At 60.9% G+C, this 22,326-nt stretch carries 20 protein-coding genes; 10 read left to right on the forward strand and 10 right to left on the reverse strand.

Going from position 1 to position 22,326, the window contains the following annotated elements; genetic code table 11:
* Positions 1-34 precede the first annotated feature (34 nt).
* Positions 35-634 carry an inorganic diphosphatase gene (locus EDF75_RS13990; RefSeq protein WP_133599848.1) on the reverse strand — a complete coding sequence of 200 codons (600 nt, stop codon included), beginning with the start codon at positions 632-634 and terminating at the stop codon, positions 35-37.
* Between the two features lie 256 nt (positions 635-890).
* On the opposite strand from EDF75_RS13990, the gene adhP reads away from it, so the two are divergent.
* Entirely contained in the window at positions 891-1,901 is a 1,011-nt protein-coding gene (gene adhP, locus EDF75_RS13995; RefSeq protein WP_133599849.1) for an alcohol dehydrogenase AdhP, read from the forward strand.
* A gap of 42 nt (positions 1,902-1,943) precedes the next feature.
* Here the strand turns inward: adhP and EDF75_RS14000 are convergent, their stop codons facing one another.
* Positions 1,944-2,513, reverse strand: a complete 570-nt coding sequence (locus EDF75_RS14000) for a hypothetical protein (protein WP_133599850.1) — start codon at positions 2,511-2,513, stop codon at positions 1,944-1,946.
* Positions 2,514-2,806: 293 nt separating this feature from the next.
* Between EDF75_RS14000 and EDF75_RS14005 the strand changes: the two genes are divergently transcribed.
* From EDF75_RS14005 to EDF75_RS14030, 6 genes are read left to right on the forward strand one after another with little or no spacing between them, the layout of a single operon-like run.
* Positions 2,807-4,429: a TIGR04028 family ABC transporter substrate-binding protein gene (locus EDF75_RS14005; RefSeq protein ID WP_123707839.1), complete on the forward strand. Its 1,623-nt coding sequence runs from the start codon at positions 2,807-2,809 to the stop codon at positions 4,427-4,429.
* Between the two features lie 10 nt (positions 4,430-4,439).
* Positions 4,440-5,384, forward strand: coding sequence for an ABC transporter permease (locus EDF75_RS14010; protein ID WP_133599851.1), 945 nt, complete (start codon positions 4,440-4,442; stop codon positions 5,382-5,384).
* A complete protein-coding gene (locus EDF75_RS14015; RefSeq protein ID WP_133599852.1) occupies positions 5,381-6,232 on the forward strand; it encodes an ABC transporter permease in 852 nt (283 codons plus the stop codon). Before EDF75_RS14010 ends, EDF75_RS14015 begins: the two co-directional genes overlap by 4 nt.
* Positions 6,229-7,833, forward strand: a complete 1,605-nt coding sequence (locus EDF75_RS14020) for a dipeptide ABC transporter ATP-binding protein (RefSeq protein WP_133599853.1) — start codon at positions 6,229-6,231, stop codon at positions 7,831-7,833. The genes EDF75_RS14015 and EDF75_RS14020 overlap by 4 nt, the downstream gene beginning before the upstream one ends.
* Entirely contained in the window at positions 7,830-8,819 is a 990-nt protein-coding gene (locus tag EDF75_RS14025; protein ID WP_133599854.1) for a putative FMN-dependent luciferase-like monooxygenase, read from the forward strand. The genes EDF75_RS14020 and EDF75_RS14025 overlap by 4 nt, the downstream gene beginning before the upstream one ends.
* Before the next feature lie 9 nt (positions 8,820-8,828).
* Entirely contained in the window at positions 8,829-9,920 is a 1,092-nt protein-coding gene (locus EDF75_RS14030) for an alkylhydroperoxidase domain protein (RefSeq protein WP_133599855.1), read from the forward strand.
* 42 nt (positions 9,921-9,962) lie between these two features.
* On the opposite strand, the gene araJ is transcribed toward EDF75_RS14030, so the two are convergent.
* Complete coding sequence (araJ, locus tag EDF75_RS14035; protein ID WP_133599856.1) at positions 9,963-11,114, reverse strand: MFS transporter AraJ; 1,152 nt, start codon at positions 11,112-11,114, stop codon at positions 9,963-9,965.
* A gap of 338 nt (positions 11,115-11,452) precedes the next feature.
* Between araJ and ppk2 the strand changes: the two genes are divergently transcribed.
* Together ppk2 and EDF75_RS14045 are read left to right on the forward strand one after the other, a co-directional pair.
* Positions 11,453-12,271 (forward strand): polyphosphate kinase 2, encoded by an 819-nt coding sequence (ppk2, locus tag EDF75_RS14040; RefSeq protein WP_133599857.1) that lies wholly within the window; start codon positions 11,453-11,455, stop codon positions 12,269-12,271.
* A gap of 147 nt (positions 12,272-12,418) precedes the next feature.
* Positions 12,419-12,850: a VOC family protein gene (locus EDF75_RS14045; protein ID WP_041145426.1), complete on the forward strand. Its 432-nt coding sequence runs from the start codon at positions 12,419-12,421 to the stop codon at positions 12,848-12,850.
* Between the two features lie 48 nt (positions 12,851-12,898).
* Here EDF75_RS14045 and fdnI read toward each other — a convergent pair whose 3' ends face one another.
* The 3 genes from fdnI to fdnG are packed head-to-tail and all read right to left on the reverse strand — an operon-like array spanning position 12,899 to position 17,491.
* Entirely contained in the window at positions 12,899-13,555 is a 657-nt protein-coding gene (fdnI, locus tag EDF75_RS14050) for a formate dehydrogenase-N subunit gamma (RefSeq protein WP_133600004.1), read from the reverse strand.
* Positions 13,548-14,432 carry a formate dehydrogenase subunit beta gene (gene fdxH / locus EDF75_RS14055; protein WP_128878248.1) on the reverse strand — a complete coding sequence of 295 codons (885 nt, stop codon included), beginning with the start codon at positions 14,430-14,432 and terminating at the stop codon, positions 13,548-13,550. Before fdxH ends, fdnI begins: the two co-directional genes overlap by 8 nt.
* A gap of 11 nt (positions 14,433-14,443) precedes the next feature.
* Positions 14,444-17,491: a formate dehydrogenase-N subunit alpha gene (gene fdnG, locus EDF75_RS14060; RefSeq protein ID WP_133599858.1), complete on the reverse strand. Its 3,048-nt coding sequence runs from the start codon at positions 17,489-17,491 to the stop codon at positions 14,444-14,446.
* Positions 17,492-17,716: 225 nt separating this feature from the next.
* On the opposite strand from fdnG, the gene yddG reads away from it, so the two are divergent.
* Complete coding sequence (gene yddG, locus EDF75_RS14070) at positions 17,717-18,595, forward strand: aromatic amino acid DMT transporter YddG (protein ID WP_133599859.1); 879 nt, start codon at positions 17,717-17,719, stop codon at positions 18,593-18,595.
* Here yddG and benD read toward each other — a convergent pair.
* From benD to EDF75_RS14090, 4 genes are read right to left on the reverse strand one after another with little or no spacing between them, the layout of a single operon-like run.
* Positions 18,592-19,365 (reverse strand): benzoate diol dehydrogenase BenD, encoded by a 774-nt coding sequence (benD, locus tag EDF75_RS14075; protein WP_133599860.1) that lies wholly within the window; start codon positions 19,363-19,365, stop codon positions 18,592-18,594. The two genes, yddG and benD, sit on opposite strands and share 4 nt — an antisense overlap.
* A gap of 9 nt (positions 19,366-19,374) precedes the next feature.
* Positions 19,375-20,391 carry a benzoate 1,2-dioxygenase electron transfer component BenC gene (gene benC, locus EDF75_RS14080; RefSeq protein ID WP_133599861.1) on the reverse strand — a complete coding sequence of 339 codons (1,017 nt, stop codon included), beginning with the start codon at positions 20,389-20,391 and terminating at the stop codon, positions 19,375-19,377.
* Positions 20,392-20,400: 9 nt separating this feature from the next.
* The gene (gene benB / locus EDF75_RS14085; protein WP_133599862.1) at positions 20,401-20,886 is read right to left on the reverse strand and encodes a benzoate 1,2-dioxygenase small subunit; all 486 of its coding nucleotides are present in this window, start codon (positions 20,884-20,886) and stop codon (positions 20,401-20,403) included.
* Positions 20,886-22,268 carry a Rieske 2Fe-2S domain-containing protein gene (locus EDF75_RS14090; protein ID WP_133599863.1) on the reverse strand — a complete coding sequence of 461 codons (1,383 nt, stop codon included), beginning with the start codon at positions 22,266-22,268 and terminating at the stop codon, positions 20,886-20,888. The genes benB and EDF75_RS14090 overlap by 1 nt, the downstream gene beginning before the upstream one ends.
* Positions 22,269-22,326: the final 58 nt, after the last annotated feature.

Consider the following 22,326-nt stretch of genomic DNA (forward strand, 5'->3'; position numbering starts at 1 on the left):
GGCGTCAAGCCTGGGCCGGGCGGCGTGTGGCAGATTACTGCGGCTGCTTCGCTTTCCAGGCATCCCATGCCTGTTTAATTTCCTGCTTCGCCGCCGCGGCGTCGTTAAAACCGTTCAGCTCGACCTTTTTGCGGCCCTCCGGCAGCTGCTTATAGACCTGGAAGAAGGCCTGCAGACGCTCCTGCTCCATTTTCGGCAGATCGCTGATATTCTTAATATCATCATAGGTCGGGTCAATTTTGCTGGCCGGCACGGCGATGATTTTATCGTCCTTCTCGCCGCCATCAATCATCTTCAGTACGCCAATCGCCCGCAGCTTAATCAAGGTGCCGGGCGCCATCGGCGCGCGGGTATAGAACACCACGTCAAGCGGATCGCCATCGCCGGCCAGCGACTGGGTCAGCGAGCCATAGTTGGCCGGATAAGCCACCGGCATCGACTGGAAGCGATCGGCGATGATAAACCCGGTTTTGGCGTCAGTTTCATATTTGATAATGCCGCCGGTCGGAATTTCAGTAACCGCATAAAACTCCTCCGGATTGTTTTCCGGCTGCGGGAAATCCAGCACGTTGTGGGCCTGAGCGGCGGCGGAGAGGAGCAGCGTTGCGGCGAGGATGCTTTTTACCAGATGCATTGGGTTATCACTCTGTTGTTATAAGAAATTGTCCGCTAACAGCCTGCCGGTCGGCCATGAAAGGAATATGACCAATTCATGACGCAAATATTAATAGCCATAATATTGACTAAAAAACGAGCCTTTCGCTATCCGTGCTGATTGATACCACATTTTTCACTATCAAACTTGCATTGCGCGGCATAAGAGTTAATCCTTAATGAGTATTATTCACAAAGAACGAGACGTAATTTGTCACTAATATCAAGGAGAAAACATGAAAGCTGCCGTTGTGACTCACGATCATCAGGTCAATGTAACGGAAAAAACGCTGCGTCCCCTGCAACATGGCGAAGCGCTGCTGAAAATGGACTGCTGTGGCGTCTGCCACACCGACCTGCACGTCAAAAACGGCGATTTTGGTGATAAGACCGGCGTCATCCTCGGACATGAGGGCGTCGGCGTGGTTCTGCAGGTCGGCCCCGGCGTCAATTCGCTGAAACCCGGCGATCGCGCCAGCGTGGCATGGTTCTTTGAAGGCTGCGGCCACTGTGACTACTGTAACAGCGGCAACGAAACGCTCTGCCGCTCGGTAAAAAACGCCGGCTATACCGTTGACGGCGGCATGGCGGAAGAGTGTATCGTCACCGCCAACTATGCGGTAAAAGTGCCGGATGGCCTCGACTCTGCGGCGGCCAGCAGCATCACCTGCGCCGGCGTCACAACCTACAAAGCGGTGAAGGTCTCCCACGTCAAGCCGGGCCAGTGGATCGCGATTTACGGCCTCGGCGGCCTGGGCAATCTGGCGCTGCAGTATGCGAAAAACGTCTTCAATGCCAAAGTTATCGCCATCGACGTCAACGACGAGCAGCTGAAGCTGGCCGCAGAAATGGGCGCCGACCTGACCATCAACTCCCGCAGCGAAGATGCGGCGAAGGTGATTCAGGAGAAGACCGGCGGCGCCCATGCCGCGGTGGTCACCGCCGTCGCGAAGGCCGCCTTCAACTCTGCCGTTGACGCAGTGCGCGCCGGCGGCCGCGTGGTGGCCGTTGGCCTGCCGCCGGAAGCCATGAGCCTCGACATTCCGCGACTGGTGCTGGACGGCATCGAAGTGGTGGGTTCGCTGGTCGGTACCCGTCAGGACCTGATTGAGGCCTTCCAGTTTGCTGCCGAAGGGAAAGTCGTGCCGAAAGTGACGCTGCGCCCGCTGGGCGATATCAACGCCATCTTTAAAGAGATGGAACAGGGGCAGATCCGCGGCCGGATGGTTATCGACTTCCGCCGCTAGCCCCTGCGCCTCTCCCGAATCAGGGAGAGGCGTCTGCTCAGGCTATACGCACGGCCCGGTCGCGCAGCCGTACATCATGTACAGCGGGAACAGCGGCACCAGCGGGATCAGCGCGATGGTTCCGAGAGTAGAAAGGGTTTGCGTTCGATCGTTGATCGAGACTACCACCGGGCTGGAGAGTCGCCAGGACTCTTCCAGTTCGTTCGGATTCCCTGCCGTCCAGTAGCCGGAAGCTTTAAACAACACGCCGAGATGTTCACTATCCAACGCCGTCGCTTTATATTCATGGGTTAATATCGCCTGCTGCGCCGCGTCCAGCTTACGCTTATCAAGCACCACCAGATATTCCGCCACCACCTCATGCTGCTCAACCGCAAAATTTACCCGCACGCCCGCGGCGACTTTATTAAAACGCTGGTAGAAGCTGCTGTAGCGCTGATACTCCTGCGGAGCGCCGTCGCGATAAAAGCGATAGGTGTATTTATTGGACACCGCAATAATACCGGCCGAGATCGGCTTAACTTTCGTGATGGTATCGGTCGGCGGTAAATTCGGCGCCGCGGTACAGCCGGTCAATACCGCCACTGCCAGCGCCAGTAAATATTTCAGCATTACCCTTTTCCCGTTTAGCAACATTCACTTATCAGCCATTAATCTATCAACCTTAAGTATCATCTCAATCTTTTTATTAAATAATGGGATTAGTGCCAGCCGACAAAATAAAAAATCCTTAACGCATTCGCCCTTTAGTAAAGCGGCAAAAGAGGATCCCGCCAACGCCGGCGTCATTTGAATACTAAAGCGGATTAATGCTTTTTACGCACATGCTTAGCGCAATTCCTTCGTTCCTTTGTCAATAACCGCGCCGGATGATGACAACACAATAGATAACAAAGGAATTCACCATGCAAAGCCGTTTTCGCCTGCCCGCGCTGGCAGCACTCTTTTTATCAGGCGCCTTTTCCGCCTGGGCCGCCGATACGCCGGTTAAAGGCGGCACCCTGATCTATCTTGAGCAGCAGCCGCACACCAACCTTTATCCGCCCGCCGGCGGCTTCTACCCCAACGGCGGGATCCTCAACCAGATCACCGACAAGCTGACCTGGCAGAATCCCAAAACCTTAGCGGTCGAGCCGTGGATTGCCGAAAGCTGGACCACCAACGCCGACAAAACCGAATATACCTTCAGGCTGCGCCCCGGCGTCACCTTCTCCGACGGCACCCCGCTGGATGCCAACGCGGTCGCGAAAAACTTCGATACCTACGGCCTGGGGAATAAAGCCCACCGCCTGCCGGTCTCGGAGGTGATAAACAACTACGATCGCAGCGAGGTCATCGACCCGCTGACGGTAAAGTTTTATTTCAAAAAGCCGTCGCCGGGCTTCCTGCAGGGCACGGCGACCATCGGCTCGGGGCTGGTGTCGCTTAGCACGCTGCAGCGCAACTTCGAAGAGCTCGGCGACGCGCGCAATATTATCGGTTCCGGACCGTTCAGCGTTAAAGATGAAAAGCCGGGACGCGAGCTGACGCTGGTTGCCCGCAAGGATTATCAATGGGGGCCCAAAAATCTGCCGCAGCAGGGGCCGGCGAACCTCGACGGCATTACCTTTATCGTCACCCCGGAAGATAGCGTGCGCATCGGCGCCCTGCTGGCGGGCCAGGCCGACTTTATCCGCCAGGTGCAGGCCTACGATGAAAAGCAGACCACCGACCAGGGCTTTACCATCTACGCCGCGCCAACGCGCGGAGTGAACGACAGCCTGAGCTTCCGCCCGGACAACCCGCTGGTTTCCGACCTGCGCGTGCGCCAGGCGCTGCTGCATGCCACTAACGCAAAGCAGGTCGTCGATACCCTGTTTTCCGCCAACTACCCGCAGGCTACCTCGGCCATCGCCAGCTCGGCGGCTGGCTATGTCAACCTCAGCGACAGGCTAACCTTCGACCCGGCTAAGGCCAACGCTCTACTGGACGAAGCGGGCTGGAAGGCGGCCGCCGACGGCATCCGCGCTAAAGACGGTCAGCGGCTGGCGCTGACGGTCTACGAATCGCTGCCGCAGCCGCAAAATAAAGAGGTGCTGCAGCTGGTTGCTCAACAGTGGCGGCAGGTCGGCGTGGCGCTCAGCGTCAAGGCCGGCGACGCCGGCAGCCGCACCCTCGATAATCTCGATCCGCTGAAAACGCCGCTCACCGTGTCCGAAGTCGGCCGCGCCGACCCTGACGTAGTGAAAAGCATGTTCTTCCCGGGCAACCGCGATGCCCTGCTGCAAAAAGGCGGCTCCAGCGACAAGGTGCAGAGCTTCCGCGACGATAAGCTCAACGCCCTGCTCACCGCCATCTCTGCCGAGGTTGACGCGCAAAAGCGCCTGCAGCTGACCGGCGACGCCCAGCGCTATCTGCTGGATAACGCCTACGTGATCCCTATCTTTGAGGAGCCGCAGGTGTTTGCCGGAGCGAAATGGGTGAAAGGCGTCAGTTTTGAAGCGGTTGGCCGCCCGTCGTTCTACGGCGCGTGGCTCGACAAGCGCTAAGGAGCCGACGATGAGCCACTATCTTCTCAGCCGGCTGGGCCAGGGTGTCCTGGTGCTGTGGGCGGCGTTCACCCTCTCCTTCGTGCTGCTGCAGGTTCTGCCGGGAGATGCGGTGCTGATCAAGTTCCAGAATCCGGACCTTGGCCTCAGCCCGGCGCAAATTGCCGAAATGCGCCTCGCCTACGGCGCCGATAGCCCGCTGTGGCGGCAGTACCTGCACAGCCTGCTGGCGATGCTGCGCGGAGATTTTGGCTACTCGCTGCAGGCGGGGATCGCGGTCAACGCCCTGCTCGCCAGCAATCTTCCGCAAACTCTGAGCCTCGCGCTCCCGGCCTTTATCGCGGCGATCGCGCTGGCGTTTACCCTCGCCTTCGCCGCCCGGCTGCCGGGGCTACGCTGGCTGAGTAACGCCCTGCAATCGCTGCCGGTGCTGTTTATCTCCCTGCCCACCTTTTGGCTCGGCATCGCCCTGATTCAGCTGTTCTCCTTCCAGCTGCGCTGGATCCCGGTGATCAATCCCAGCCCGCTACAGGGGCTGATCCTGCCGATTATTGCCGTCGCGGTGCCCATCTCCGCGCCGCTGGCGCAAATACTGCTGCGCAGCATGGACCAGGTTGCCGCCCAGCCCTTCGTCGCCGTCGCCCGGGCCAAAGGAATGAGCGAAACCGGCGTGCTGTGGCGACACGTCATCGGCAACGCGCTGCTGCCGGTGCTGAACATCGCCGGCCTGCTGCTGGGCGAGCTGATCGCCGGGGCGCTGATTACCGAAACCGTATTTGGCCGCGGGGGCCTCGGACAGCTCACCCAGCAGGCGGTGAATAATCAGGATATCGCCGTCCTGCAGGCGGTGGTGATGATCTCGGCCCTCGGCTTCGTGCTGATTAATCTGCTGGTCGATCTGCTGATGCCGCTGTTCGATCCTCGTTTGAAACCGCTTGCCGGAGGTGCCCTATGAGCCTGGTCGATTACGCTATCGCCGCCCGCCGCCGGACGTTTAGCCGGCGCAGCCTGCGCCTGCAGCCGGGGCTATGGCTGGCCTGGGCGGTCATCGTTACCGCCGTGCTGCTGGCCGTCGCGCCGCAGCTCTTTACTCCCTATAGCCCGCTGGAAGGGATACCCGGCGCCCAGCGCCTGGCGCCGCAGGCCGGACACTGGCTCGGCACCGACCAGCTGGGACGCGATCTGTGGGCGCGGATTGTTTACGGCGCCGTGCACTCCCTCAGCGCGGCGCTGGCGGCGGTCGCCATCGGGCTGATCGTCGGCAGCGCGCTCGGCACCCTTGCCGGGGCCGCCGCCGGACGCGTGGAGTCGGTGGTGATGCGGCTGGTTGACGTCCTGCTGGCGATCCCTTCGCTGCTGCTGTCGCTCACGGTGATCATCATCCTCGGCTTCGGCACCGTTAACGCCGCCGTGGCCGTTGGCGTCGCCGCGATTGCCAGCTTTGCCCGCCTGGCGCGGGCGGAGGTGGTTCGCGTGCGCCATAGCGATTATGTCGAGGCGGCTTACGGCAGCGGCGGGACCTTCTTCGCCGTCTTCTGGCGACATATTCTGCCGAACTCGCTGACCGCCGTGCTGGCCTTCGCCACCCTGCAGTTCGGTCAGGCGATCCTCGCGCTCTCAACCCTGAGCTTTCTCGGCTACGGCACCCCGCCGCCGGTCCCTGAATGGGGGCTGCTGATTGCCGAAGGGCGTAACTATCTTTCAACCGCCTGGTGGTTGACCACCTTCCCCGGCGTGACGGTGGTGGCGGTGGTGCTCGCCGCCAACCGCATCAGCCGCCAATTTAGCGGAGAACGCGCATGAACGTATTAAGCGTCGAAAACCTGCGCATCAGCTACCGCTCCCGGCAGCAGTGGCGCGAGGTCGTGCACGGCGTCAGCTTTAGCATCAGGCGCGGCGAAATGCTGGCATTTGTCGGCGAGTCCGGCTCCGGCAAGACCACCACCGCCCAGGCGATTATCGGCCTGCTGGCGGATAACGCCCGCCGCGACGGCGGGAAGATCCTCATTAACGCCGAGGATATCAGCGGCTGGTCGGGTAAGCGGCTCGATAGCCTGCGCGGCGCGCGCATCAGCCTGGTGCCTCAGGACCCGGGCAACTCGCTGAACCCGGTGCAGACCATCGGCGCCCAGGTCGGGGAGATCCTCCGCCTGCATCAAAAGCACGGCGCCGCCGAGCGCAAGAGTCAGGTGCTGGCGCTGCTGGAAAAAGTCGGCCTGAGCCATCCCGAGCAGCGCTTTAACCAGTATCCGCACCAGCTCTCCGGCGGCATGAAGCAGCGGGTGCTGATCGCGATAGCCATCGCCCTGAAGCCGGATTTAATCATTGCCGACGAGCCTACCAGCGCCCTCGACGTCACGGTACAAAAGCGCATTCTCGACCTGCTCGATACCCTGCGCCGGGAATCCGGCACCGCGGTGCTGTTTGTCACCCACGATCTGGCGCTGGCGGCGCAGCGCGCCGACCGCCTGCTGGTGTTTCGCCACGGCGAGATTCAGGAGCAAGGCGCAACGGCAGAGGTGATCCGCACGCCGCAGCACGCCTACACCCGCCAGCTGCTCAGCGACCTGCAGGGGCAAAACCTCACCATCGCCCCGGCAGGCGGGCGCGGGATGGCGACGCCGGCTATTCGCCTGGAAGGCGTCAGCAAACGCTTCACGCTAGGCCATTCGCATCTGCAGGCGCTGGACAGCGTGAGCTTCGAGGTGCGGCGCGGCAGCACCCACGCGCTGGTCGGCGAATCCGGTTCAGGGAAAACCACCCTCGCGCGGATCCTGCTCGGCTTTGAGCGCGCCGATAGCGGCGAGATTGCCATTGACGGCATCAATGCCGGACATTTAAGCCGCGAAGCGCAGCGCCAGCTGCGGCGCAAAATTCAGTTCGTCTACCAAAACCCGTTCGCCTCCCTCGACCCGCGCCAGACGCTGCAGGAAATTATCGAGGAGCCGCTGAAAAACTTTGACCGGTTCAGCCCGGCCCAGCGGCGCGCCCGCGTCGAGGCGGTTGCCGCCAGGGTCGCCCTCGCCCCCGAGCTGCTGGGGCGAACCGCCCGCGAGCTCTCCGGCGGCCAGCGCCAGCGGGTGGCGATTGCCCGCGCGCTGGTGCTGGAGCCGACCATTCTGGTGCTGGATGAAGCCACCTCGGCGCTCGACGTCACGGTGCAGGCGCAAATTCTCGCCCTGCTGCAGCAGCTCCAGCAGCAGCTGGGGCTGACCTATCTGTTTATTACCCACGATCTGGCCACGGTGCGCCGCATCGCCCACAGCGTGACGGTGCTGCGCGCCGGCCTGGTTGTCGAGCACGGTGAGGTTGGCCGCCTGTTCGCCGCGCCGCAGCATGATTACACCCGCGAGCTTATCGCCGCTATTCCCCACTTTTCCACCTCAAGCAAGGAGGTTGCATGACGCGTAAACGTCTGGGCTTTTTCACCCGTCTGCTGGACGACGCGGCGCCGAAGGAGCGCTATCGCCTGGCGACCGAGCAGATCCGCCACGCCGAACGACTCGGCTTCGATAGCGCGTGGATTGCGCAGCACCATTTTCATGAGCATGAGGGCGGCCTGCCGTCGCCGCTGGTGTTTCTCGCCCATGCCGCCGCGCATACCGAGCGTATTCGCCTTGGCACCGCCATCATAACCCTACCGATGGAGGATCCGCTGCGCGTTGCCGAAGACGCGGCGGTGCTGGATCTGCTCGCGGACGGGCGGCTGGAAGTGGGCTTTGGTTCGGGCGGCACGCCGACCTCGTTTTTACCCTTTGGCCTCACCAGCGAACGGCGGGGAGAGGTCTTCGCCGAACACCTGCATCTGATTCAGAGCGCCTGGCGCGGCGATTCGCTGGCCCATCCGGATAACCATCTCTACCCGCCGGCGCCGCAGCTCGCCGAGCGCATATGGATTGCCACGTTCTCCGCCGAAGGGGCTATCCGCGCGGGCCAGGCCGGGCACGGACTGATGCTCTCCCGCACCCAGCCGCGCCCCGTCGGTCAGCCGCAGCTGCCGCTGGACGCCATCCAGAATCCGATTATCGACGCCTACCTCAGCGCGCTCCCGGCGGGGGTCGCACCGAGGATCCTCGCCTCACGCACCGCGTTTGTTGCCGACAGCCGGCAGTACGCCCTGCAGGTGGCGGAGCCGGGCCTGCGTCGTCAGGCAGCGGCGCACCGCGCTGCCGGACATCAGCTTGTTGGTGACACCGTCACAGATTATCTCTCCCAGCTGGATGCCCACGTCGGCGAGGTCGAACAGGTGAAGGCTTCGCTGGCGCAGGATAGCGTGCTGGCGCGGGTAACCGATATTTCGTTCCAGGTCCACTCCGTTGAACCTTCGCATCGCGACACGCTGCGTTCCATTGAGCTGATCGCTCAGCATATTGCCCCGCAACTACAGTAAGGAGTCACCATGACACTGAGTCAGGATATTTTGGCTGAGCTGGCCGATATTGCCCCGAATTCCGCATTGGCCGAGGCCCGCGCGGTGCGTGAAGCGGCCACCCGCCATGCCCAGGGCAGCTATGAAACGCTGTTCGGTCAGGAGGAGGAGGATTTCCCCCTGAGCGAGCGTTTCGCGGTGGCCGCAAAGGTGGCCAAGCTGCACCAGGCCGACGCCCTCGCCGCCCACTACGCCGGATTCGGTCTTGCCGACCCGACCTCGCCGCGGCTGATCCCGGCGCTGGGATTTGCCCGCCTGCTGACCTTTACCCCGATCGAGGCCACGCCAGCGGCGCTGCAGACGTTAACTCACGCCGGCTGGAGCCTGCGGGCGGTGGTCACCCTCGCCCAGCTGATCGCCTTTGTGAGCTTCCAGAGCCGGCTGATCGCCGGGCTGCGGCTGCTAAACGGTAAGCCGGTGGTCAGCGCGGAGACGCCGGTGGTTGCCGGCTTCTGGCATACCGCGCCGCAGACGGTCAGCGGCAGGCGTGCGCCGGTGCACTTCACCCGCGACGAGCTGAGCTGGGAACCGTGGATCGCCGCCAAACCGCTGGAGGAATTCAGCGAGGAGGAACGCAACATCCTGGCGAAATATGGCCACAGCGACTCGCCCTACTTTCGCCTGCTGGCCCGCAACCAGCCGCTGCTGGAGCAGCGCACGCTGACCGACAAGGGCATCTTCTACACGCCGGGCGGGCTGCCGCGCGCCGAAAGGGAGCTGGCAGCTACGGTGGCCAGCAAAATTAACGGCTGTATTTATTGCGCCTCGGTGCACGCCCGCAAGGCGGCCCAGCTGGCAAAAGAGGAGACGGCGGTGGAAACCCTGCTGGCGGTGACGCCGGGAGATAACCTCGGCGACGGCCAGTCGGCGCGCTGGCAGGCGGAAATTGATTTTGCCGCGGCGATCTCGGTCACCCCGTCGGCGCTCGGCCCCGGTCATCTGGCCGCCGTTGAACGCCAGGGGCTCGATACCCTCGCCCAGCTCGACCTGCTGCAATCCGCGGCATTTTTCGCCTGGGCAAACCGTCTGATGTTGACCCTCGGCGAGCCGTTTACGGATTGACTCTTCGGCCCCGCGCGCCGCACCAGGCACGGCGCGCGACGGCTAGCGAAGGCTGCGCTGATAGCGAGCGTAAATCAGCAGCGAGCTCATGGCGAGGAAGGAGAGCCCGGCGGCAGGCAGCACAACCGAGCTCCAGCCAAAGCCCCAGGTCAGCATCATTCCTCCGCACAGGGCGCCAATCGCGCTGCCGAGGTTAAAGGCAATCTGCCCCCCCGCCGCCCCCAGCATCTCCCCGCCGCGGGCGTTTTGCAGCAGCAGGATTTGTAGCGGCGCCGCCAGCGCAAACAGACCGGTACAGCAGATAAAGGCCAGCAGCAGCGCCGCCGGCTGACGATCGCCGAAGATAAACATCAGCAACAGCACCACGGCAATCATGCCGTCGGTGGCGGCGGCAATGCGCAATGGGCTAAAGCGGGCGGAAATTTTGCCGCTGAGCACGTTGCCCAGCACCATTCCCAGACCCACCAGCATCATAATAAAGACGATCGCGCCTTCGGAAAAACCGGCAACGTTAATCATAAACGGCTTGATATAGCTGAACCACGCGAATACGCCGGCATTACCAAACAGCGTCGCGGCAAATATCAGCCACGGTGCCGGTGATTTTAAAAAGTAAAACTGTTCACGCAATCGCGTCGTGGCTTTATCAAACAGCGTCGGCACCCAGCGGATAATAGACAGGAAGACCGCGACGTTAAATAGGGAGAGGGCCATAAAGGTGTCGCGCCAGCTAAACTGGTGCCCGAACCAGGTTCCGGCAGGTACGCCAATGAGATTCGCTACCGTCATCCCGCCTATCATCCCGGCGACCGCCGCGGTGACTTTTCCCGGCGGGGCTATTTTCGACAGGATAATCGCGCCAACGCCAAAAAAAGCGCCGTGGGGAAAACCGGAGACCAGCCGACCGACCGCCAGCATGGAATAGCTCGCAGAGAAGGCAAAAATGGCGTTACCGATAATGCTGAGCGCGGCGAGAAATAGCATCACCGATTTTAACGAAAAGCGGCTCGAAATCAGCGCCATCACCGGCGCGCCGATCACCACCCCGCAGGCGTACCAGGAGATCATATTGCCGGCGACGGGGATCGAGATCCCCACGTCGTGGGCCACTTCCGGCAGGACGCCCATGATGCCAAATTCCGCCATTCCCAGACCAAAGGTGCCAAGCGCTAACGAAAAAATAGTCTTTTTCATACTTCTGAACCTTAAATAACCCAGGCCTGCCCGGGCCGCAAACGGGCGCGACGGCAGGCCGGGCAACGTGGCAAACAGGTCAATCCCGGGCGGTATAACCCTTTGTTTTTACTTTCGGTCGGCATTATTGACCATTCGACGGCGGCAGGCCAGCCAAAAACGTAAAGTGACATTTTTATCCATATAACGGCGCGATCGCTGCATGAATATCGCCTCTGGCGCTTAATTAGCGGGCAGCGCGGCTGCGGTGAATGAATATTTTCCGTCGGCCGCTGGCGCCGTTATTACACTTCATAGTAGAGCGCTGACCCGGCGCTATACACGACGGAGAAGAGCCCATGGGAAACAAGAAAAAGAGCAAAGCCATCGATCGCGTCGGTAAAACCGAGCCGCTCGGCGAAAAAGAGTATCAAAAGGCGTTACGCAAGCTGCACGTTGAGCTGGTCAAGCTGCAGCTGTGGGTCGTCAGCCAGGGGCTGAAGGTCTGCATCGTGTTTGAGGGTCGCGACGGCGCGGGGAAAGGCGGCACCATCAAAGCCATCACCGAGCGGGTCAGCCCGCGCGTGTTTCGGGTTATCGCCCTCCCGGCCCCCACCGAGCGCGAGAAGAGCCAGCTCTACTATCAGCGCTATATTCCCTTTTTACCCGCAGCCGGAGAGATAGCAATCTTCGACCGCAGCTGGTACAACCGCGCCGGCGTCGAGCGGGTGATGGGCTTTTGTACCCCCGAGCAGACGGATAAATTCCTTGAAGGCGCGCCGATGGTCGAGCGGGCGATGGTCGAGTCCGGGATCATTTTGCTGAAATACTGGCTGGAGGTCACCCCGGAGGAGCAGGAGCGCCGCCTGCGCGACCGCATCAACGACGGGCGCAAGATCTGGAAGCTGTCGCCAATGGACATCAAGTCGTTTAACCGCTGGGACGACTACACCGCCGCCCGGGACGCGATGTTTGCCGCCACCGATACCGCCTGGGCGCCGTGGTTTGTCGCCCGCTCGGAGGAGAAGAAGCGCGTTCGCCTGAACATCATTACCCACCTGCTGGCGCAGATCCCCTACAAGGATCCGCATATCGATCCGGTTAAATTGCCCAAGCGCAAAACGGGCAAGAGTAAGTCCAGCGAGTACCCCTTCCGTTTTATCAAGGAACATTTCTAGTCTCTCCCGCCGGCTCCCGCATCGGCGGGAGCCTCCTGGCCCTACCCCTTTTGGCGATCGCCAATGGCACAATTCGCGCTTTACCTCAGGTTAACCTGAGGTATTACCGTTGTCGGCAGAACAAAACGACCTTACAGGAGCAGCATGATGCAGGAAGTAGACAGCGGTTTTACCCACGTCGCCTTTATGGTGCGCGATCTGCAAAAAAGTATCGATTTTTATACCCGCTACACCGCAATGCAGGTGATCCACCGGCGCTCGCCCGATCTGCCCTCCGCGCGCCACGTGGCGTGGCTGAGCGACCGCACCCGCCCGTTTGCCCTGGTGCTGGTGCAGACGGATAGCCACACCGATACCCCGCTTGGGCCCTTCGGTCACCTCGGGGTAGCCTGCGCGACGCGCCAGGAGATCGATGAAAAAACCGCGATAGCGCGCCGCGAGGGGGTGCTGCGCAGCGAGCCTGAGCAGCTCGGCGAGCCGGTGGGCTACTACGTGTTCTTTGCCGACCCGGACGGCAATACCCTCGAGCTCTCTTACGGCCAGCGGGTGGGGCTGGAGGTCCTGCGCGGCGAAGGCTAAAAAAAATGGCGCGACATCGGTCGCGCCATGCAGAATTCCTCGGCAGGCCTATTTTATCCCCTGCGAACTCTCTTTCTTCGCCTCCAGGCGCTCGACGTCGCGGTACCAGCGCGGGTGGTGTTTTTTCGCCCAGCGGCGGCTCACCTTGCCTTCAACCATGCCCTTAATCGACCCCTTCACCCAGAACGCCATATACATATGGATCAGGATGGCGTGGATCAGCACAATCGCCGACGCCGCGTGGATCAGCAGGCCGTAGCGGATGACCTGAATCGGGAAATAGTGCGCAAACCAGGGCCGCCAGATAATCACCCCGCTCACCAGCAGCACAAAAATCATGCTCATGATGGTCCAGAACATCATCTTCTGCCCGGCGTTATATTTCCCGACGCGCGCCACCTTATGCTCGTTGCCTTTCAGCACCTCAACAATCCCCTTCAGCCATGGAATATCCTGCCTGTCGGGGATGTTGTGGTGCACAAAACGGACGAACATAAACATCAGGGCGATAAAAATCACCACCCCGAAGAAGGGATGCAGAATGCGCCCCATCTGCGGCGTACCGAAGGTTTCCGTCAGCCACTGCAGGGTCGGGAAGAAGAACGAGATCCCGGACAGTGACACCAGAAAGAAGCAGATAACCACCGTCCAGTGACAGGCGCGGTCGATAAACTTCGTGCGCACAATCATCTTCGATTTACTCATCATGTTCCTCCTCATCGTCATCCACTTCCTTGTTCGGTCCGATACCGATGTAGTGATAGATAAGCCCGGCAAAGGTGGCGACAAAGCCCAGCGCCGAGAGCGGCTTCAGCGCCCCTTTCCACAGATTGATGCTGGTATCAATTTTCGGCTCGTTCGGCAGCTTGTGGTACAGCTCCGGCCGGTCGGCGTGATGCAGGACGTACATCACGTGCGTGCCGCCGACGCCCGGCGGGTTGTACACCCCGGCATGCGGATAGCCGCGCGCCTTCAGCTTGTTGACCCGCTCCTGCGCCACCTCCAGCATCTCTTTCTTGCTGCCGAAATGAATCGCCCCGGTCGGACAGGTTTTCACGCACGCCGGCTCCTGACCGACGCTAACGCGATCCACGCAGAGCGTGCATTTATAGACCCGGTTATCCTCTTTATTGAGGCGCGGGACGTTAAACGGACACCCGGCGATGCAGTAGCCGCAGCCAATGCAGTTTTCCTGCTGGAAGTCGACGATGCCGTTCGCGTACTGAATAATCGCCCCGGCGGAGGGGCAGGCCTTCAGGCAGCCCGGATCTTCGCAGTGCATGCAGCCGTCTTTGCGGATCAGCCACTCCAGCCTGCCGTTCTGTTCGGTTTCGCTAAAGCGCATCACCGTCCAGGATTTGGCGCTGAGATCCGCCGGGTTATCGTAAACCCCGACGCAGTGCCCCACCTCATCGCGGATATCGTTCCACTCGGAGCAGGCCACCTGGCAGGCCTTACAGCCCACGCAGGATGACACATCGATAAGCTTGGCGACTTCCGCCTTAAAGTCCCGCGCGCGGGGCGCGGGAGTGATAGGGTTAGTCGCGGAGCGTTTAATAATGTCCTGTGTTTCCATCGCCATTGAATCGCCCCTTACGCTTTCTCGATGTTGACCAGAAACGCCTTATACTCCGGCGTTTGCGAGTTGGAATCGCCGACGTTCGGCGTCAGGGTATTGGCGATGTAGCCTTTACGGGCCACCCCTTCAAAGCCCCAGTGCAGCGGGATCCCGACGGTTTCCACCTGCTGGCCGTTGACGTTGAGCGTCTGCAGGCGACGGGTCACTACCGCCACCGCGCGAATAAAGCCGCGCATGCTGCTGACCGTCACGCGATCGCCGTTGGTAATCCCCTTGGCTTTCGCCAGCCCCTCGCTGATTTCGACGAACTGCTCCGGCTGCGCGATGGCGTTAAGCAGCGCGTGCTTGGTCCAGGTGTGGAAGTGCTCGGTCAGGCGATAGGTGGTGCCGACGTACGGGAACCTGTCTTTCTTACCTAAGCGCACGGCATCCTCTTCGTACAGACGCACCACCGGACTGGAGATAACGTTCGGGTGCAGCGGGTTGGTTCCCAGCGGCGTCTCCATCGGCTCGTAGTGCTCAGGGAACGGACCTTCCGCCAGCTTATCAAGCGCAAACAGCCGGCCGAGGCCCTCCTGCTGCATGATAAACGGACCGGTTTTGCTCCCCGGCGGCGCGGTGTTGAAGTCCGGAATGTCGTTCCCGACCCACTTAGCGCCGTTCCACTGGATCAGCATCCGTTTCGCATCCCACGGCCTGCCGTTGACATCCGCCGATGCGCGGTTATAGAGCACCCGGCGGTTTAGCGGCCACGCCCAGGCCCAGCCCAGGGTGTTGCCAAGGCCCGACGGATCGGCGTTGTCGCGGTTGGCCATCTGGTTGCCCTGCTCGGTCCAGCTGCCGGTATAAATCCAGCACGAGGATGAGGTTGAGCCGTCGTCGCGCAGCAGCGCGAAGCTGTTCAGCAGCTGGCCTTTTTTCGCCACCAGCGCGCCGCTGGCGTCGTAGAGATCCGCCAGCGCGTAGCCGTTGTTCTCTTTCGCCACCTCTTCCGATTCCGGACGATCCGGCTGCTTGTAGTCCCAGCCCATTTTCAGCAGCGGCTCGACGCCCTTGCCGCCCTCGGCGCGGTACATTTCGCGCAGACGATGGTAGATCCCGGCAAGGATTTCGCCGTCGTTGCGCGCTTCTCCCGGCGCATCCTGGCCCTTCCAGTGCCACTGCAGCCAGCGTCCGGAGTTGGCGATAGAGCCATCTTCTTCGGCAAAGCAGGTGGACGGCAGGCGGAAGACTTCCGTCTGGATAGCTGCCGGGTCAACGTCGTTGGACTCGCCGTGGTTCTGCCAGAAGACGGAGGTTTCGGTCACCAGCGGATCGATAACCACCATGTACTTCAGCTTGCTGAGGCTGCGCACCACCTTGTTTTTGTCCGGGAAGGACGCCACAGGGTTAAAGCCCTGGCAGATGTAGCCGTTGACTTTGCCGCCATCCATCATGTTGAAGTACTTGATAACGTCGTAGGCCTGATCCCATTTCGGTAACCAGCAAAAGCCCCAGTCGTTCTCTTTTTGCGCCGCGTCGCCGTAGAAGGATTTCATCAGGCTGACGAAGAACTTAGGATAGTTGCTCCAGTAGTTCACCTGCTCGTCCAGCGTCGCTTTTGGCGTGTTGGCCTGCAGATAGCTGCGCAGGTCCGTCTGTTTTTCCGACGGCAGCGTCAGATAGCCGGTCAGGCTGGTCGACAGCAGCCCGAGGTCGGTCAGCCCCTGGATATTGGAGTGGCCGCGCAGCGCGTTGACCCCGCCGCCCGCCATCCCCATATTGCCGAGCAGCAGCTGGATCATCGCCATGGTGCGGATGTTCTGCGCCCCGACGGTGTGCTGCGTCCAGCCCAGCGCATAGAGGAAGGTCGTGGTACGATCCGCCGCGCTGGTGGAGGCCAGCACTTCGCACACCTTGAGGAAGTCCGCTTTTGGCGTCCCGCAGATGTTCTCCACCACCTCCGGCGTATAGCGGGAGACGTGCTGTTTCAGCAGGTTCCAGACGCAGCGCGGATGGGTCAGGGTTTCATCGCGTTTGGCAAAGCCGTTCTCATCAAACTGGTAGTTCCAGGAGGACTTATCGTACTGGCGTTTTTCAGCGTCGTAGCCGCTGAACAGGCCGTCATCGAAGGCAAAATCATCGCGCACCAGCAGGTTAGCGTTGGTGTAGTGCCTGACGTATTCGGCGTTAATTTTGTTATTTTCAATCAGGTACAGCAGTACCCCCGACAGGAAGGTAATGTCGGTGCCGGAGCGGATCGGCGCATAGATATCGGCCACCGATGCCGTACGCGTAAAGCGCGGATCGACGACGATAAGCGTCGCATCATTGTTGTTCTTCGCTTCTAACGCCCAGCGGAATCCCACCGGATGTGCTTCAGCGGCGTTGCCGCCCATCACCATCACCACGTTAGCGTTTTTGATATCAACCCAGTGGTTGGTCATCGCACCGCGACCAAATGTTGGAGCAAGACTTGCTACCGTTGGTCCGTGTCAGACGCGCGCCTGGTTGTCTACCGCCAGCATGCCGAGCGAGCGCACAAACTTCTGCGTCAGCATGCCGGTTTCATTACTCGCCGCGGATGCGCACAGCATCCCGGTGGAAAGCCAGCGGTTAACCGTTACACCCTGTTCGTTGTTCTCAATAAAGTTGGCGTCACGGTCGGCTTTCATTAGTTTGGCAATGCGATCGAAGGCCTCATCCCAGGAAATACGCTGCCACCTGTCGGAGCCCGGCGCGCGGTATTGCGGGTAGCGCAGGCGGTTTTCGCTGTGCACGTAGTCCAGCAGGCCTGCCCCTTTCGGGCACAGCGCGCCGCGGCTCACCGGGTGATCCGGGTCGCCTTCGATGTGATAAATTGCTTCTTTTGCGTTCTTCGCGCCGTCGCCGAGGCTATACATTAATAGCCCGCAGCCCACGGAGCAGTATGTGCAGGTGTTGCGGATCTCTTTGGCGCGCAATAGCTTGTAGTTACGCGCCTGAGCCAGCGCCATTTTGGGTGCAAAACCCAGGGCAGCAGCTGTTGTTCCGGCCATACCGCCTGCGCAGATTTTGAAAAACTTTCTGCGGCTGACGTCCATTGATTTTCTCCATGCAGGAATTTTGTTCATCGCGGGGAGGAAACTAACAGCAATGTCCCTGTTTTTATTGCGTCAAATCAATGTCGAAAACGCTCGCCCCCTTAATAGTCAGGCCTGGCGAATTTGATTACTCCCTTGGTATTAACAGCTGAAGAAAATATCGGTCCGGCGGAATAGAAAAGTGTTATAAATCGAAGCTGAATGTGGATTGGCATCAGGTTTAAAATGGAAAAGAAAAAGGCAACGTTAACCGGACTGGTGGCTATTGTGCTGTGGAGCACCATGGTCGGTTTGATTCGCGGGGTGAGCGAAGGGTTAGGTCCGGTAGGCGGCGCGGCAATGATCTACAGCCTCAGCGGTATATTGCTGGTGTTTACCGTCGGCTTCCCGCAGCTGCGGCAGATCCCGCGCCCCTATTTACTGGCCGGCAGCCTGCTGTTTGTCAGCTATGAAATCTGCCTCGCGCTCTCTCTGGGCTTTGCCGGCACCCGCCAGCAGGCGATCGAAGTGGGTATGGTCAACTATCTGTGGCCCAGCCTGACGATTTTATTCGCCATTCTCTTTAATCAGCAGAAAAGCACCTGGCTGGTTATTCCCGGCTTATTTATTGCGCTGTTTGGCGTCGTTTGGGTATTAGGCGGTGAGCATGGCCTGAATATTGATGAAATTATCAGCAACGTCGTCTCCAGCCCCCTGAGCTATATATTGGCATTCGTCGGCGCCTTTATCTGGGCGGCCTATTGCACGGTGACCGCCAAATATGCGAAAGGCAAAAACGGTATCACCCTATTCGTATTATTAACGGCGCTGACCCTGTGGCTGAAATTTCTGTTCAGCGATCAGCCGCCGATGATCTTTAGCTGGCCGGTGGTTATCAAGCTGGTGATGGTCGCGGTGGCCCTGGGGCTGGCCTACGCGGCGTGGAACGTAGGGATCCTTCACGGCAACGTCAGCCTGCTGGCGGCGGCATCATACTTTACGCCGGTGCTCTCATCGGCGCTGGCGGCGGTACTGCTGAGCGCGTCCCTGTCGTGGTCGTTCTGGCAGGGAGCCGGCATGGTGTGCGCCGGCTCCCTGCTCTGCTGGTACGCGACCCGACGCTAGCCGAGATCGCCCCCGGCCACCGGCAGCGTAACGCCGGTGATATAGCTTGCCTCATCGCTGGCGAGAAACAGGATCGCGTTTGCCTGTTCCGCCAGCGTCCCGTAGCGATGCATCAGGCTGCTCTGCACCGTTTGATCGACCACCTGCTGATACCATCCCTGCTCCTGCGCCGTCGGCGTCTCGCTATTGCGCGGCGTCAGGCGCGCCGGGGCCTCGGTGCCGCCGGGCGCCACCGCGTTGATGCGAATGCCGCTGTCGCTGTACTCCATGGCAATAGATCGGGTCAGCGCGTTGACCCCGCCCTTGGCCGCCGAATAGGGAACCCGGTTGACTCCCGCGGTCGCCACGGACGAGACGTTAACGATAGCGCCCTTGCCCTGGCGTAGCATCCACGGCAGCGCCGCCCGGCAGCCCCACAGCGTCGGAAACAGCGACCGGCGGATCTCCTGTTCAATCTGCTGCGGCTGATATTCGGCGAAGGGCCGCGCCCAGATGGTGCCGCCAATATTGTTGATCAGCACGTCGAGGCGGCCGAAATGGGCCACGCCTTCGGCAAAAACCTGCTCGCTGCTCGCCCACTGCTCAAGGTCGGCCTCCAGCGCCAGCACGTCGCAGCCGGACTCCGCCAGCGCCGCCGCCAGCTCGTGTACGTAGCGGGAGCGGTCGATCAGCAGCAGCCGCGCGCCCTCGCGCGCCGCCTGCTCGGCCGTTTGCCGACCGATTCCCTGGGCCGCGCCGGTGATCGCCACTACCTTATCCTGAAATCGCATGCTCTCTCCTTATGCCGCCGCGCTCTGGCTGGCGATAAACTTTTCATACCAAAAACCGGCCGGCTCGACGCCGCGGTCGCGAAGCGCGGAGGAGACCGCGTTAACCATCGGCGGCGGACCGCAGAGGTAGATATCAACATCCCCGGCGTTAAGCATGGACTCATCGAGATGGTCAGTGACAAACCCACGCTGCGGACAGCCGCTTTGCGGGTCGGCCACTACCGGCAGCCAGCGGTAGCCGGAGAGCTGGCCGACGAAGGCGTCCAGGGCCTCGGTTTTGACCAGATCGCTATCGCGGGTTACGCCGTACACCAGGGTCACCGGGCGGGTGCTGCCCTGCTGCACGAGGGTGTGCAGCATCGACAACAGCGGCGCCAGGCCGGTTCCGCCGGCGAGCATCAGCAGCGGACGCTCGCCGCCGCGCAGGTAAAAGCTGCCCATCGGCCCGCTGAGGATCAGCCGCTCGCCGGGCCGCGCGCGCTGCGTCAGCCACTGGCTCATGATGCCGCCGGGCACGTTGCGGATCAGGAAACGGCCCTCGCGCGCCCCGGAAAGGGAGCTAAAGGAGTAGGCCCGCACGTGGGGGGTACCCGGCACCTGAATATTGATGTACTGCCCCGGCAGAAACGCAAGCGCTTCGTCAAGCGCGACCACCAGCTCAAGGGCGCTCTCCGACAGGGCGTTCACCGCCACCACCGCCGCGCCGACGCTGGCCAGCGCGGTTTTGCACTGCGCCGCCGCCACCGGCACGTCAATCACGCAGTCGCTGGTCGGGATCATCTGGCAGGTCAGCACCTGGCGCGCGGCGGCCTCCTCGTCGCTCAGCGCCTCTTCAAGATAGTCATCGCCCAGAGCATAATCACCGCTGGCGCAGCGGCATTTGCAGGTGCCGCAGACGCCGTCCGAGCAGTCCATCGGCAAATTCACCTTCTGCCGATAGGCGGCATCCAGCACCTTCTCCCCGGGGTTGCAGTGGATAAAGCGGGTGATGCCGTCCTCAAAATTGAGCGCAATATTAAAGGTCATAAGCCCCTCTTAAATATGGTAAACGTCGATGACCTGACGGATGTAGTCGTTGTTCAGGCGCACGGTTTTTCGCACAATCTGCGGCCTGCCGTCTTCGACGGTGAGGGTGCAACAGGTCGAGCCAAAATAGGCATCGGTCTGCTGGTAGCGATGGCTCCAGGTCACCCAGCTGTAGCGCACCTCCAGGCCCTGCTCGCCTTCGCCCATCAGTTCCACGTTGCTTATCATGTGCGTGGTCCGCGGCTCCGGGGTGCTGGCGCCGGAGCGTTCCGTTTTGATGCGGTACACCCGGTCCTCAAGCCCGTCGCGGTTGGGGTAGTAGATCAGCGAAATCTCGCGCTGCGGGTCGCGGGTGAGCCGGTCGTCATCGCCCCACGCCGGCATCCAGAACACCACCTTCGGGCTGTAGCACGTCAGCCATTCGTCCCACTGGCGGTCGTCAAGCAGGCGGGCTTCGTAGTAGAGAAACTGGCGAACCTGTTCAAGCGTCAACATTACGCCACCTCCACGCGCTGGGTAATCGACTGGTCGTAGCGCTGCTTCTCTTTATCAAGCGCCGCCAGCATCACGTTCTGCCAGTGGTGGTGATGGGCGATGTACAGGGCTTCATCCTCCGACTTGACTCCGCTCAGCAGCGGCGTAAATCCGGCGTGCCGGGCGTGCTCATCCGCGCCATCGACCCAGTGCAGCGCGCCGCGGCTGAGGTCGCTCCACGCAAGGCTCTCGCCGAGGTAGCCGCGCTGGCAGGCGCTGAACTCTTCGAGGTCATCCGGGGTGCCCATTCCGCTGACGTTAAAGAAATCCTCGTACTGGCGAATACGCAGGGCGCGGGCCTCGTCGGGCTCCCCTTTTGGCGCGAAGCACCAGATGGTCACTTCGGTTTTGTCGACGGCGATCGGGCGGATCACGCGGATCTGAGTGGAGAACTGATCCATTAAGTAGACGTTAGGATAGAGGCACAGGTTGCGGGTTTCGTTGACCATCTGGTCGGCGCGCAGCTCGCCAAACTCCGCCTGCAGGCGCGCCCGGTGCGCGTAAACCGGACGCACCTCCGGATTGAGCGCGCGGGTCCACAGCAGCATATGGCCGTTTTCAAAGCCGTAGCCGCCGCCGAGGCTTTTCGACCAGCCGTTGGCGTCCACCGAGTGCGTCCCTTCCGCTTCGTAGTTGCGCCGCGACATCGTTGAGGCGTAGTTCCAGTGCACCACGCTGACGTGGTAGCCGTCGGCGCCGTTTTCCGCCCCCAGCTTCCAGTTACCCTCATAAACGTAGCTCGAGGAGCCTTTGAGGACCTCCAGCCCTTCGGCCGCCTGATCGACCATCAGATCGATAATCTTCAGGGTCTCGCCGAGATACTGCTCCAGCGGCTGCACGTCGTCGCTGAGGCTGCCGAACAGAAAGCCGCGGTAGGACTGAAAGCGCGGGAGCTTTTTCAGGTCATGGGAGCCCTCGTGCTTAAACGTCTCCGGGTAGCCGCCGGTGCTCTCGTCTTTCGCTTTTAGCAGCTTGCCGCTATTGCCAAAGGTCCAGCCGTGGAACGGACAGGTGAAGGAGTTTTTATTCCCGGTTTTGCGCCGACACAGCATGGCGCCGCGGTGCGCACAGCTATTAATAAGCGCATGGAGCTGGTTCTTTTTATCCCGGGTAATAATCACCGGCTGGCGTCCGAGGGTCAGGGTATAATAATCTCCGGCCTCGGCAATTTGACTTTCATGGGCGAGGAACGCCCAGTTGCCTTCGAATATATGCTTCATTTCAAAATCAAATAGCTGGCTGTCGGTAAATATTGAACGATGACAGCGATAAATATGCTTTTCACGGTCAACAATTAATGCGTTGCTAATTTTAGCTTTTAACGTTGCGTACGTTTTTTGCATGAGTCAGGTCCTCCTGCATGATTCAGGATTAAAAGGCGGTGGCGAGATAACGACGACG

Origin of the sequence: Klebsiella sp. BIGb0149 (genome assembly GCF_004362605.1) — a bacterium.
Taxonomy (GTDB): domain Bacteria; phylum Pseudomonadota; class Gammaproteobacteria; order Enterobacterales; family Enterobacteriaceae; genus Klebsiella; species Klebsiella terrigena.

Excerpts from the sequence above, each read along its gene's own strand:
- EDF75_RS13990 (WP_133599848.1), bottom strand. The coding sequence starts at position 634 with ATGCATCTGGTAAAAAGCATCCTCGCCGCAACGCTGCTCCTCTCCGCC.
- adhP (WP_133599849.1), top strand. The coding sequence starts at position 891 with ATGAAAGCTGCCGTTGTGACTCACGATCATCAGGTCAATGTAACGGAA.
- EDF75_RS14000 (WP_133599850.1), bottom strand. The coding sequence starts at position 2,513 with ATGCTGAAATATTTACTGGCGCTGGCAGTGGCGGTATTGACCGGCTGT.
- EDF75_RS14005 (WP_123707839.1), top strand. The coding sequence starts at position 2,807 with ATGCAAAGCCGTTTTCGCCTGCCCGCGCTGGCAGCACTCTTTTTATCA.
- EDF75_RS14010 (WP_133599851.1), top strand. The coding sequence starts at position 4,440 with ATGAGCCACTATCTTCTCAGCCGGCTGGGCCAGGGTGTCCTGGTGCTG.
- EDF75_RS14015 (WP_133599852.1), top strand. The coding sequence starts at position 5,381 with ATGAGCCTGGTCGATTACGCTATCGCCGCCCGCCGCCGGACGTTTAGC.
- EDF75_RS14020 (WP_133599853.1), top strand. The coding sequence starts at position 6,229 with ATGAACGTATTAAGCGTCGAAAACCTGCGCATCAGCTACCGCTCCCGG.
- EDF75_RS14025 (WP_133599854.1), top strand. The coding sequence starts at position 7,830 with ATGACGCGTAAACGTCTGGGCTTTTTCACCCGTCTGCTGGACGACGCG.
- EDF75_RS14030 (WP_133599855.1), top strand. The coding sequence starts at position 8,829 with ATGACACTGAGTCAGGATATTTTGGCTGAGCTGGCCGATATTGCCCCG.
- araJ (WP_133599856.1), bottom strand. The coding sequence starts at position 11,114 with ATGAAAAAGACTATTTTTTCGTTAGCGCTTGGCACCTTTGGTCTGGGA.
- ppk2 (WP_133599857.1), top strand. The coding sequence starts at position 11,453 with ATGGGAAACAAGAAAAAGAGCAAAGCCATCGATCGCGTCGGTAAAACC.
- EDF75_RS14045 (WP_041145426.1), top strand. The coding sequence starts at position 12,419 with ATGCAGGAAGTAGACAGCGGTTTTACCCACGTCGCCTTTATGGTGCGC.
- fdnI (WP_133600004.1), bottom strand. The coding sequence starts at position 13,555 with ATGAGTAAATCGAAGATGATTGTGCGCACGAAGTTTATCGACCGCGCC.
- fdxH (WP_128878248.1), bottom strand. The coding sequence starts at position 14,432 with ATGGCGATGGAAACACAGGACATTATTAAACGCTCCGCGACTAACCCT.
- yddG (WP_133599859.1), top strand. The coding sequence starts at position 17,717 with ATGGAAAAGAAAAAGGCAACGTTAACCGGACTGGTGGCTATTGTGCTG.
- benD (WP_133599860.1), bottom strand. The coding sequence starts at position 19,365 with ATGCGATTTCAGGATAAGGTAGTGGCGATCACCGGCGCGGCCCAGGGA.
- benC (WP_133599861.1), bottom strand. The coding sequence starts at position 20,391 with ATGACCTTTAATATTGCGCTCAATTTTGAGGACGGCATCACCCGCTTT.
- benB (WP_133599862.1), bottom strand. The coding sequence starts at position 20,886 with ATGTTGACGCTTGAACAGGTTCGCCAGTTTCTCTACTACGAAGCCCGC.
- EDF75_RS14090 (WP_133599863.1), bottom strand. The coding sequence starts at position 22,268 with ATGCAAAAAACGTACGCAACGTTAAAAGCTAAAATTAGCAACGCATTA.